Origin of the sequence: Vibrio sp. RM-69-4 (assembly GCF_024743775.1) — a bacterium.
GTDB lineage: Bacteria > Pseudomonadota > Gammaproteobacteria > Enterobacterales > Vibrionaceae > Vibrio > Vibrio anguillarum.
Window position 1 is genome coordinate 1 of record NZ_JAMQXI010000025.1, and the last position, 11,497, is coordinate 11,497.

Genomic DNA, 11,497 nt, shown 5'->3' on the forward strand with positions numbered 1-11,497 from the left:
ATTAATTAAAGGGAATCATCGGCTAATGTTGGAAATTGAAAGACTTAATGAATCACATATCAATGCTATTCAAAAAGTGAGCGTTGAAGATGAACAGTTAAGATTTGCTGGTACAGCAGAGGAATTTCTGCAAGACGGCAGCGATACAGCTCATCTCCATGTCATCAAGCATGATGGTTCAATTGTTGGCTTCTTCAAGTTGGACATTGCTTACTCCGAAAGTTATCCATTTTGTCCATCTGACGGGCTCGGTTTAAGATTTTTCGTTATAGACAAGTCGCAACAAGGCAAAGGCCTTGGGACGAAAGCGGTAAAAGCATTGTTTGATTATCTGAAAAAGAGCTACCCAAGCTTTAAGAGTGTCTATCTGACAGTTAACTGTCAGAATCAAGCTGCAAGAACTTGTTATCTTAAAGGCGGCTTTGAAGATAATGGTGAACGGTATTTAGGTGGTCCAGCTGGCCCACAACACATCATGCGTGGAAAAATCGCATAACAAACGCTTCAAGAGGGACAGCCAACGCGTGGCATTTTTACTATGCGTTGGTTTTTGTGATTACGGTGTTATGCGGAAAGTTAGTAGTGGCGTTGGCTGCCCCTTAAGCGGGCGTTATGTTTAGGGCTCAGATATTTAAACGGGAGTGAAAGTGAAAATTGATAACGAAATTGATAGACTTCTTTTGCTAGATGATGAGATGAAAATTTCAGTCATTGGTTTTTCTTTAATTGAGGAAAAAATTGAGGGTTTGATTGAGCTTGGTTTAGAAAGTGAGCATCGTGTTGAAATAAAGAAGATGTCAACAATGATCAAAGTAGATCTAGCAATAGGTTTAGGTGTACTTCCACCTGATTATAAGGGGGTAATCAAAAAGCTTTACAAACTTCGTAATGAGTATGCCCATAAGATATATATAGGCTCCTTTCCCGAAGAAATAGATCATATCGAGTCGTCATTATCTCCAAGTCAGCGAGATGCACTTAAAGAAACTGAAAAAAAACTCAATAAGTTTGAAATTCTACGTTATGCCACAATTAGCACTATTTTTAGTATTGAACAGTGTGTTAAAAATTATACCCATAAACTCGAAACAGATAAAAAAATCAGAGTTTACAATGTAAAGCCAACGTTTGGATTGCGATTAGGGATCCCGGTTCCGAGTGAAAAAATGATAAATATTTTACTTGAAAATATGTGGAACACACTACTTCATCAGAGTGCTCAACGTGCTTTGGATACTATGAACATAACAATGTCATCAAACTGCTACAAGTAGGCAAGTTTATCATTTTGAGTTAAAGTGGCGGCAACCAATAAATATTGTAAAATTCAATGTAATCAATGATTAATAAAACATAACAAACGCTTCAAGAGGGACTTCCAACGCGCGGCATTTTCATTATGCGTTGATTTTGGTGGTTACGGTGTTATGCGGAAACTTGGTAGTAGCGTTGTCAGCCCCTTAAGCGAGCGTTATACCTTATCGGAGAAAATTACATGGAGTTAGTTGTACCATCGCAAGAGTTTAAGTCTGCTTTTGAATGTTTCTATGAGGACTTTGCTCAAAACGATGTTGAAAATGCTGAGTACTACCTTGAAGGTAAAATTGATTTTTCCAAATATGTTCAGCGCTTGAGTGACGAAGCTGCGGGTATAAACTTACGTGACGGTTATGTGCCATGTAGTCATTTTTGGCTCATAGATAGTACAAGGTCTATCCTTGGAGCTATTCGGGTTCGTCATAATATCAACAATGATTTCCTCTCTTTAGAAGCTGGGCATATTGGCTACGATATAGCACCCTCATTTCGTGGAAAGGGCAACGGTAAGTTAATGCTGAAGTTGGCGCTTTCGAAAGCTGCCGCTCTTGGCATCAAACGCGCACTACTGACTGCTGATGAAGATAACTTTGCATCGCGTGGTGTCATTGAAGCTAACGGCGGTGAGTTTGAAAAAATCGTTATAGGTAAGGTCTTCCCAAATCCTTTGGCTAGGTATTGGGTCAGCTGTGAGTAACGGTATAACAAAGCGTTAAAGAGGGACTTGGCACGCGTGGCATTTTCAGTTTGCGGGAAGTTTAGTGGTTAAGGTGTGATGCGGTCACTTTTGTATTGCGTGCCTGCGCCCCTTAACGCGGCGTTATGCTACCAGTCGAAATCTTCAATAAGGAATACTATGAAACAGAACATTGTCCATATTGCTTTAGTTGTAAAAGATTATGATGAAGCCATTGATTTTTATGTAAACAAACTCAAATTTGAACTTATTGAAGATACTCATCAACCTGAACAAGACAAACGTTGGGTGGTTGTGGCTCCACCAAATTCTCATGGTGTTACGTTGTTACTTGCCAGAGCTTCGAAGCCAGAGCAGCATGATTTCATTGGGAATCAAGCAGGCGGTCGAGTATTCCTGTTCCTAAATACTGATGATTTCTGGCGTGACTTTAAGCGTATGAAATCGATTGGTATTAACTTCGTCCGCGAGCCAACAGAAGAAGACTATGGAACGGTAGCAGTGTTTGAAGACTTGTATGGAAACTTGTGGGATCTTCTTCAATTGAATCCAAGCCATCCAATGGCAAAAAGGTAGCATAACAAACGCTTCAAGAGGGACAGCCAACGCGCGGCATTTTTAGTATGCATTGGTTTCGGTGATTACGGTGTTATGCGGTAAGTTGGTAGTAGCGTTGTCAGCCCCTTAAGCGGGCGTTATGCAACTCAGGTAAATTTAGGGGCTCAATCTTTTTGGATTTCTCCGGCTATTCGTTTTGTGTTGTCGGCAAATGAGCTTTTTTACCCTCAAATTCTTGATTAACTCAAACCGTAAAACAGGCAAATTTCTTTGTTTGCCTCAATCAGTTTTAGCGTTAGCGCGTTGTCAGTTTGGCGGGCGCAAAGTGTGGAAAGGGCAAGTTAATCGATCATTTTGCTTTTGCTGAAGTTTTCGCTCGTTGAGTTTGTCTCATTCAAAAGCTTGGTTTGTTGTTGAAAGGTGGACTTTGTTTTGGCGGCTCATTTATTACGGCTCTGGCTTGGGTTTGTTCTTGAATCACTCAACCATTGCAATCGTGGTTTTTGATCGAGTAAAGTCAGTTTATCTCATTGAATTTGCATAACAAACGGCTCAAGAGGGATTGCCAACGCTTGGCGACTTTAGTGCAAAATTGAAGTTCAGTGTTTACAGTGTGTTTTTTGAGTTCGGCGGTGCGTTGTCAACCCCTTAGCCGGGCGTTAGTAGCACCAATTAACTTTACGCATTAGAAAAGTGTATAATTGAGTCAATTCAATCTTTTGAGAGCAAATTGTGAATATTATAAAAATTCAAGAACAATTAGATAACAGTCGCAGAACGGTATCTTTTGATAGCTATGACATTACTGTAAAGCAACTATATGACATGGTTGTTGAAGGAATGATTGAAATAGCACCAGATTATCAGCGTCATTTCGTTTGGGATGAAAAAAGACAGTCTGCCCTTATTGAGTCAATTTTTCTCGGTATTCCAGTGCCAAGTATGTTCATGGCAACTAACAGAGACTCTTCTTGGGAAGTGATTGATGGTCTGCAGCGTTTGACAACTCTAATAAACTTCATTGGTGACAAAGAAGAGCTAAAGAATGCGCGCACTAGTTTCAACGAACTTAAGCTTGCGGGCTTAGAAAAGATCGAGGCTATGAACGGTGTTTACTTCAGAGATTTACCCGCTTCGATTCGTATGATGTTCTTAACTAGACCTTTACGCATTACAGTTTTGAATGATCGTAGTGACTTTAGCGTAAGGTATGATCTTTTCGAAAGACTGAATACCGGTGGCGTAACATTGCATGAACAAGAAATTAGAAATTGTGTATATATTGGTGAATTTAACGATTTCATAAAAGAGTTGGCTGATAACGAAGATTTTCGTTCAGTGGTGAAAATGACTGCCAATGCAGAAAGAAGTGGTAGCTATGAAGAGCTAGTGCTTAAGTTTTTTGCCTACTACGAAAATAGTGAAAATTTCGTTCATAGTGTCAAAGGCTTTTTGAACGACTATATGTCTGATAAAACAGATAAATTCAAGAACAGAAAAGCTCTCGATAAAATATTCAAGGATACATTCAAGGTTTTAAACGAAAATCTTCCTGAAGGTATTGTTCGGGGACATCGGAAAAATATAACACCTATCGTTTTATATGAGGCGATTTCAGTTGGAACAGCATTAGCATTAGACAAACAACAAGAACTTAATCTTGGTGTTTTAGTGGAACTGCTCAATGATCCTGAACTGAAGAAAACTACAACTGGTGCTACGAATAGTAAAAATATGTTGAATAAGCGACTAGATATTGTATTGGGCAGCTTAACCAATGCCGCTTAGTACAGTTAAAAACCGGTCAAGAGAACGCTTTAATGAAGTTCTCTTGAATCTAGCTTTTATAGAATCAATCGAACCAAGTGCTGAACCTCCTATTCATGTGAAAATTCAGAGGGGGCTATATTATGTTCACTTGTATTCTGCATTAGAAAAGGTAGTCAACGAAACCGTAGAACAAGCTTTGCTAGTGATTGGAAGTCATAGTATCCCTAATCACAAGTTCCAGACAAAATTTAATGTCATTGCATTAAATGGAAAAATGACAGCTTTTAAAAATTGTGGTTCAAGGGAATATTTTAATAAATCAATTGATATATTTGAGGCTGTCAACTCCACAGAAGTAACTAACATTAACAACGCTGTACTATCTGGCACTCTACAAAATGTTTGGTTTAGTACTATTCAAACTACTTTAAAGAGCTTCTGTATTGCTCCTTTAACAGTAGATCCGAGGGTGATACTTACTGTAGACGAAGTGGTCAATAAAAGAAATGCAGTAGCACATGGTCGAGAAACTCCAGTAGTAGTAGGTGAGCGTTTTCGATGCCAGATGCTCAGAATCAAGACTACAGAAGTTCAGCTTGTATGTGATATGTTTGTTGATGCTTTTGAAAATTACCTAAGAAACGCTGAATTTGTAAAGCAAGAGCACAGACCTGAATACGTCGCATAAGGTGCTACTAACAAAGCATTTAAGAGTGATTCCCAACGCATGGCATTTTTCATTCCATCGTTGGGTTTTGTGTTTACGGTGGTATGGTTAAGTTTCGTGGTAGCGTTGCTCACACCTTAATGCGGCGTTATGTGCATGAGTCAACAATAAATATTATCCATATAATCAGATGGTTGTTTTGAAATAGCAGTATGGAAAAATGTTAGTTTGTATTTTAGTAATCAATCGCAATCATGCAGGTGGTTAAATGGAAAGGCTATTTGAAAATGAGTTGCTTAACGTCAGTGTTTCTCTTCTTATTGCACTGGCAGTGTGCTACGTCATTCAACTACTTTTAACGAAGGTTTTTCAACCGAAAGGCTTAGGATGGGTGGTAATATTATTCGCATCAATTTGCATATTTTTGGTTGCTTCTACATTGAACTCAAATGAAAGTTATTTCTATTGGCTCATTTCATCGGCAAAGTGGGCATTGGTAGGTATTGCAGGTGTTTCGATACAGAAAATACAAGAAAGTTAGCGTATGTTTCACCGATATGCACATAACAAACGCTTCAAGAGGGACAGCCAACGCGTGGCATTTTTACCATGCGTTGGTTTTTGTGATTACGATGTTATGCGGCAAGTTGGTAATAGCGTTGGCTGCCCCTTAAGCGGGCGTTATGCAACTCAGGTAAAGTTAGGGGTTCAATCTTTTTAGATTTCTCCGGCCATTCGTTTTGTGTCGTCGGCAAATGAGCATTTTTACCCTCAAATTTGTGGTTAACTCAAACCGTAAAACAGGCAAAGTTCTTTGTTTGCCTCAATCAGTTTTAGCGTTGGCGTGTTGTGAATCTTGTGGGCGCAAAGTGTGGAAAGGGCAAGTTATTCGATCATTTCGCATTTACTGAAAGTCTTGCTTGTTGAGTTTGTCTCATTCAAAAGCTTTGTTTGTTGTTGAACGGTGGGCTTTGTTTTGGCGGCTTATTTATCACGGCTCTTGCTTGGGTTGGTTCTTGAATTACTTAACCATTGCAATTGTGGTTTTTGATCGAGTAAAGTCAGTTTATCTTATTGAATTTGCATAACAAACGGCTCAAGAGGGATTGCCAACGCTTGGCGACTTTAGTGCAAAATTGAAATTCAGTGTTTACAGTGTGTTTTTTAAGTTCGGCGGTGCGTTGTCAACCCCTTAGCCGGGCGTTATATTCATTGGAGTAAATTAGGTGGTCGAGTTATTAATGGAAAAACTGTCAAACGATGGTTTTTGGTCCATTTCCGGAGCATTAGTTGGTGCTTTCGTTGGTTCGCTTTGCGGGCTTTTAGCGAGCTTATACCTTGATGTAAAAAGAGAAAGTAAGGTGAAGAGTGCTTTTTACACAGAAGCTGAGTTTTTGTCTAACATCATGGGGGCTTTTTTAGTTGCTATAGTCTTTGAGTATGAAAAATCAAAAATAGACCTGGCTAAAAATGAAAGCTTTAGTGGACCATTGGAACTGGATTTTAGCGTGCTTAACACACTCTTTCTTGAGTTATATAAAACGAAAAATATCCCTAGTACAGACCACCGTCAGTTCATGTTGAATCTAAGTTCTCAATGGGAAAGAATCTGCAAGATGGATGTTGGACGTGTTGAAAAAATCCTAAACACAAGTATCTACCAAGTGTCACCTACCAAATCTAAAGAAATAGTATTTTTCTTGGTAGATCTGTTGTACCACTTGAATCTGCTGGTAGTTCAGCAAAGAAAGTTTAGGTTCGGCGAACACAATTTTAAAACTAAGGCGCTGTCAGTGTTTGCAAAGTACGAAGTTGATAATTCTGATTTGATGGAAAAAATCGCTGAAGAAGCGGCGCATTGGTAAATGAATATAACAAACTGTTTAAGAGTGATTCGCAACGCGTGGCATTTTTGCTATGCGTTGCGTTTAGTGTTTAAGGTGGCATGCGGTAGCATCGGTATTGCGTTGCTCACACCTTAACAGGGCGTTATGCAACTCAGGTAAATTTAGGGGCTCAATCTTTTGGGATTTCTCTGGCTATTCGTTTTGTGTTGTCGGCAAATGAGCATTTTCGCCTTTAAATTTGTGACTAACTCAAACCGTAAAACAGGCAAGTTTCTTTGTTTGCCTCAATCCGTTTTTGCGTTGGTTTATTGTGAATTTAGCGGGTGCAAAGTGTGGAAAGGGCAAGTTTATCGAGCCTTTCGTACTTGCTGAAAGTCTTGCTTGTTGAGTTTGTCTCATTCAAAAGCTTGGTTTGTTGTTGAAAGGTGAACTTTGTTTTGGCGGCTTATTTATCACGGCTCCTACTTGGGTTGATTCTTTAATCACTCAACCATTGCAATCGTGGCTTTTGATCGAGTAAAGTCAGTTTATCTTATTGAATTTGCATAACAAACGGCTCAAGAGGGATTGCCAACGCTTGGCGACTTTAGTGCAAAATTGAAATTCAGGGTTTACAGTGTGTTTTTTAAGTTCGGTGGTGCGTTGTCAACCCCTTAGCCGGGCGTTAGCAATTTTTATTGGATAGTAAAAACCATGTCAGAACATAAATTATCTTTAGGCCAATCATTGATAGATGGCATTTTTGAACTTGGACAGATGTTGGGATATTTTGTTGAAAAAGAATTTCCGGTCGATCTTCCTACATATGGAGAGGCTCCAGCTGTTGATGTCGCATGGTTTTCAAAGAAAGGAAATAGATTTCCACTTTTTATATTTGAAGTAGAAAGCAGAGCAACAAATGGAATGACAAATAACCCTCTAAAAGTATATGCTCAAGAAAATAGAGAGTTTGAAAAACCATTATTCTTTTTCCATTTGGTTGCTCAAGGTGGAAGCGATTCTAGTCGTCCCCGAAATTTAGAGTCACAATACGGAAAAAATAACTATAGAATCTACCTTATGGGTAGTAGCGACACTGTATCGTTTCTTTGTGATGTACTAGAACAGCATGTAAGAGTTAAAGAAGATATTAACTATATTAATTTGTGGGAGTTATTGTCATCTGAACCATGGGTAAATAAGGTTGATAGGGTTAAAGTATTACTATGTGCTGCAGAACTCGGACTATCAAAGTTTGAAATTATTCCATCGTTTGTCCGTATAGCGAGATCAAATCAAGAATTGATTCCTAGTGTTATTGATTTATTCTATGCTGAATCGACTAGATTTTTTGAGAATACTGAGTTTGATAGTTACCTTGGGCAGCAATGGTTCTATCCAATTATTTGCTCAATGATGGTTGGCATATCAACCGACTCAGAAGAAAAGGAACGTTGGTCTGAACATCTCTTAATATGGCAGGACAGTTATTCAGATATGCCTATGATTACTCCTGCATTCGGGCTGTCATGTGACTATGATGATTTTATACTTGGGTGTGCCCCACAATTGATTACAGCAATTATTGTGCTATCACACAGCAAGGATTCTCATATTAAGGCGTTTGTGCCGATATTAGTTGAAATACTAAGTAAAACAGGTGTTTGCTGGCATGGCTTAAATTCAGCTATATATTTGTTACATATAAGTGCGCGTCTAAATATGGTGTCAGAGTTCAATGTTGCTGTGTCTTATCTAACTGATAGCACACCAATTTCAGTAAATAACATATACTCGCCGCCATCTATGATTTCAGCTTCGGAAGGAGAATTCAGCTTTTACTTCCAACAATCGAAAAAACATCACATACCATTTTTGTCTGATTTTATAGCTAAAAATGAATCATTACACGCTGGAAAAACACCTGACTTACAGGCTATTGCATTAAGAGCACTTGATGACAATAACTATATCTATGAATGGTCAGATGATTTATTAGACGCACTGTGGGCAACAAATTGCTAACAAACGCTTCAAGAGGGACAGCCAACGCGCGGCATTTTTACTATGCGTTGGTTTTTGTGGTTACGGTGTTATGCGGAAAGTTAGTAGTAGCGTTGGCTGCCCCTTAAGCGGGCGTTATGTGAACAGAGGGGCCATCTTAACCCCTCTAATATTCTGGGTGTTTAGTAAGGTGCTATATTCGGGTCAACACACTGGAATATTTTGCCGAAATTCTCATCACTTGAAATGAGTTCATGACTTAATCGAGCAACTTCTCCTCGAGTAATTGCACCATGCACTTCAAAATTTTGAGACAACTCTCCCTGGTCAGTTGGAGCGCCGTCTTTAAGTCCCCCGGGACGGAGGATAATGTAATCTAAATTACTGCTTTGAAGCCAAGCTTCAGCGAGAGTTTTCTCTCGAACCGCAGCTCCAAAGCCTCGTTTTGCTCGGTCTGAAAGGTACTGCCAAGAATCACCACAACCTAACGATGTAACTAATAATAGTCGGGTTGAAGAGGTATTCTCAAGAGCATCCGTTAAGTAGCGGTGGCCAATGTAATCGACTGGGTTATCGGAGTGAAAGCTGCCCATTGTTGAAATGTTAAAGGTGTTCTCTGGTAACGCAGAAACCGCCTTTTCAACTTGCTCTTTATCTGTTGCATCACAACAAATTGAAGTTACGTTGTACTCGGTAAGCATAGGGTTTTTACTTGGGGTACGAGCAATAGCGATAACATTAGTGCCTTGTTTGTGGAAGTAGTCGACCATAGCTGCCCCCAATCCACTGGCAGCACCCCAAATGGCAATATTCATCATTCATACATCTCATTTATTGATAATGATAATAGTTTAGATGTTTGTAAGGTTATAGTCACTAGGTCGCTTCAACTTTCACATAACAAACGGCTAAAGAGGGATTGCCAACGCGTGGCTGCTTTAGTTCAAAATTGAAGTTCAGTGTTTACAGTGTGTTTTTTAAGTTCGGCGGTGCGTTGTCAACCCCTTAGCCGGGCGTTATGTTCTATAGAGAGTACGTAGATATTTATGGATAAAATAGTAGTATCCAGTGTTTATTTTTCGTTTGTTACTGGCTTTATTGCATTGCTTACTTTGATCGTTTCAGGTGATTATGAGAGTTTGTTCAAAGTGTCCGTTACTCTAATTTCGATATTGTTAGCACTGGCTAGTTTGTGTTTTAGCGGACAGTCAAGTGATGGTAATGATCATAAAATTTACAGGGAAGGCTCAATTCATTTCCTTTATGGGATTATGTGTACGATTCCAATGATAATTGTGCCTGGAATAGCTTGGTTGTATGAAGATCAAATTCAATTGTTCAAATACTCAGATGAAATCAAGTTTCTCATACAAGCAGTGTGTTCCTGCTTTCTAGGTTCAGGTATATTTAATTGTTTTTGTGGACTAAAAACTTTATTAAGTGTCAAGTTTTAGCCCGAACATAACAAAGCATTTAAGACGGATTCCCAACGCTCGGCATTTTCGGTTTGCTTCGACTTAAGTGTTTACGGCACAATGCTTTAGGTTTAGTGGTCTACGTTGCTCACCACTTAATGCGGCGTTATGCATTTTTTTAGGAAAAGAGGAACTATGGTTGTTGAAGTCAGGCGAGCAGAGCCATCAGATGCTAAAGCGATAAAAGGAATTTATGAGTGCCCAAATGCCTATACTGGCACATTACAACTTCCGCTTCCATCCTCAGATATGTGGGAAAAACGTTTCCAGAATATTCCAGAGCACGTTTATGCGTATGTGGCAGTAGTGGACGGTGAAGTAGTAGGTAATTTGGGCTTTGAGCTATGTACCAATCCGAGACGACGTCACGTAGGTACATTCGGTATGGGCGTTAAAGACGATGCTCAAGGTTTAGGTGTTGGTAGTGCTTTACTGAAAACGGTTATCGATTTAGCGGATAACTGGCTGAATTTGAAACGAATCGAATTGACGGTCTATGTGGATAATGAACGAGCGATCAATTTGTACAAGAAGTTCGGTTTTGAAATTGAAGGTGAGTCGAAAGCTTATGCGTTCAGAAATGGTAGCTACGTTGACGTTTACCATATGGCTCGCGTTGTGGCACATGCATAACAAACGCTTCAAGAGGGACAGCCAACGCGTGGTATTTTTACTATGCGTTGGTTTTGGTGATTACGGTGTTATGCGGTAAGTTGGTAGTAGCGTTGTCTGCCCCTTAAGCGGGCGTTAGGTTTATAGGTAAGTTCATGGAAATAATTAGATTTCAGTCTCAGCATCTCGAAGCTTCAGCACGACTTTACCTTGAATCGAGAGTAGCTACTTTCACTTTCATGGATACAGATGAATATTGCTTAACTGATTTTGTGAAAGATACTGATGGAGAAGAAATTTGGGTGGCTGTAGAGCAGGGTGCAGTCATTGGTTTCATCTCAATCTGGAAGCCAGAAAACTTCATTCACCATTTGTTTGTTAGTCCAAAAAGTCTTAAACAAGGTGTTGGTTTAAAATTACTGAATCATGCTAAAGACCTAAGTAATAACTTAAGTCTCAAGTGTCTTGTCCAAAATACGAATGCAACCCAGTTTTATCTTTCTCAAGGCTTCAAGATTCTTGAAACAGTGGGCAATGGGCCAGAAAACTATCACTTAATGAGCTTTGATGC

At 39.4% G+C, this 11,497-nt stretch carries 12 protein-coding genes; 11 read left to right on the forward strand and 1 reads right to left on the reverse strand.

Going from position 1 to position 11,497, the window contains the following annotated elements; genetic code table 11:
- The first annotated feature begins 25 nt into the window (after positions 1–25).
- From NB504_RS02815 to NB504_RS02875, 8 genes are all read left to right on the forward strand, one after another.
- Positions 26–496 (forward strand): GNAT family N-acetyltransferase, encoded by a 471-nt coding sequence (locus tag NB504_RS02815; RefSeq protein WP_142570747.1) that lies wholly within the window; start codon positions 26–28, stop codon positions 494–496.
- Positions 497–647: 151 nt separating this feature from the next.
- A complete protein-coding gene (locus NB504_RS02825; protein ID WP_258428224.1) occupies positions 648–1,274 on the forward strand; it encodes a hypothetical protein in 627 nt (208 codons plus the stop codon).
- Positions 1,275–1,495: 221 nt separating this feature from the next.
- On the forward strand, positions 1,496–2,014 hold the full coding sequence (locus NB504_RS02835) for a GNAT family N-acetyltransferase (protein ID WP_258428225.1): 519 nt from the start codon (positions 1,496–1,498) through the stop codon (positions 2,012–2,014).
- Between the two features lie 159 nt (positions 2,015–2,173).
- Positions 2,174–2,590 carry a VOC family protein gene (locus tag NB504_RS02840; RefSeq protein WP_017045395.1) on the forward strand — a complete coding sequence of 139 codons (417 nt, stop codon included), beginning with the start codon at positions 2,174–2,176 and terminating at the stop codon, positions 2,588–2,590.
- Between the two features lie 714 nt (positions 2,591–3,304).
- Positions 3,305–4,360, forward strand: coding sequence for a DUF262 domain-containing protein (locus tag NB504_RS02850; protein ID WP_258428226.1), 1,056 nt, complete (start codon positions 3,305–3,307; stop codon positions 4,358–4,360).
- Positions 4,350–5,030, forward strand: a complete 681-nt coding sequence (locus tag NB504_RS02855; RefSeq protein WP_258428227.1) for a HEPN domain-containing protein — start codon at positions 4,350–4,352, stop codon at positions 5,028–5,030. The genes NB504_RS02850 and NB504_RS02855 overlap by 11 nt, the downstream gene beginning before the upstream one ends.
- A gap of 1,220 nt (positions 5,031–6,250) precedes the next feature.
- The gene (locus NB504_RS02865; RefSeq protein ID WP_170899876.1) at positions 6,251–6,874 is read left to right on the forward strand and encodes a hypothetical protein; all 624 of its coding nucleotides are present in this window, start codon (positions 6,251–6,253) and stop codon (positions 6,872–6,874) included.
- Between the two features lie 675 nt (positions 6,875–7,549).
- Positions 7,550–8,860, forward strand: a complete 1,311-nt coding sequence (locus tag NB504_RS02875) for a hypothetical protein (RefSeq protein WP_258428228.1) — start codon at positions 7,550–7,552, stop codon at positions 8,858–8,860.
- Positions 8,861–9,021: 161 nt separating this feature from the next.
- Here NB504_RS02875 and NB504_RS02885 read toward each other — a convergent pair whose 3' ends face one another.
- Positions 9,022–9,657 (reverse strand): SDR family NAD(P)-dependent oxidoreductase, encoded by a 636-nt coding sequence (locus NB504_RS02885; protein WP_258428230.1) that lies wholly within the window; start codon positions 9,655–9,657, stop codon positions 9,022–9,024.
- 228 nt (positions 9,658–9,885) lie between these two features.
- Here NB504_RS02885 and NB504_RS02890 point away from each other — a divergent pair, with 228 nt between their 5' ends.
- From NB504_RS02890 to NB504_RS02905, 3 genes are all read left to right on the forward strand, one after another.
- Complete coding sequence (locus NB504_RS02890; protein ID WP_258428231.1) at positions 9,886–10,293, forward strand: hypothetical protein; 408 nt, start codon at positions 9,886–9,888, stop codon at positions 10,291–10,293.
- Between the two features lie 156 nt (positions 10,294–10,449).
- Complete coding sequence (locus NB504_RS02895; RefSeq protein WP_069212065.1) at positions 10,450–10,947, forward strand: GNAT family N-acetyltransferase; 498 nt, start codon at positions 10,450–10,452, stop codon at positions 10,945–10,947.
- Positions 10,948–11,081: 134 nt separating this feature from the next.
- The coding region (locus NB504_RS02905; RefSeq protein WP_258428232.1) for a GNAT family N-acetyltransferase at positions 11,082–11,497 on the forward strand (416 nt) is incomplete at its 3' end.

What these genes read in the sequence shown, in the direction of transcription:
- NB504_RS02815 (WP_142570747.1), top strand. Translation starts at nt 26, where the DNA reads ATGTTGGAAATTGAAAGACTTAATGAATCACATATCAATGCTATTCAA.
- NB504_RS02835 (WP_258428225.1), top strand. Translation starts at nt 1,496, where the DNA reads ATGGAGTTAGTTGTACCATCGCAAGAGTTTAAGTCTGCTTTTGAATGT.
- NB504_RS02840 (WP_017045395.1), top strand. Translation starts at nt 2,174, where the DNA reads ATGAAACAGAACATTGTCCATATTGCTTTAGTTGTAAAAGATTATGAT.
- NB504_RS02855 (WP_258428227.1), top strand. Translation starts at nt 4,350, where the DNA reads ATGCCGCTTAGTACAGTTAAAAACCGGTCAAGAGAACGCTTTAATGAA.
- NB504_RS02865 (WP_170899876.1), top strand. Translation starts at nt 6,251, where the DNA reads ATGGAAAAACTGTCAAACGATGGTTTTTGGTCCATTTCCGGAGCATTA.
- NB504_RS02875 (WP_258428228.1), top strand. Translation starts at nt 7,550, where the DNA reads ATGTCAGAACATAAATTATCTTTAGGCCAATCATTGATAGATGGCATT.
- NB504_RS02885 (WP_258428230.1), bottom strand. Translation starts at nt 9,657, where the DNA reads ATGATGAATATTGCCATTTGGGGTGCTGCCAGTGGATTGGGGGCAGCT.
- NB504_RS02890 (WP_258428231.1), top strand. Translation starts at nt 9,886, where the DNA reads ATGGATAAAATAGTAGTATCCAGTGTTTATTTTTCGTTTGTTACTGGC.
- NB504_RS02895 (WP_069212065.1), top strand. Translation starts at nt 10,450, where the DNA reads ATGGTTGTTGAAGTCAGGCGAGCAGAGCCATCAGATGCTAAAGCGATA.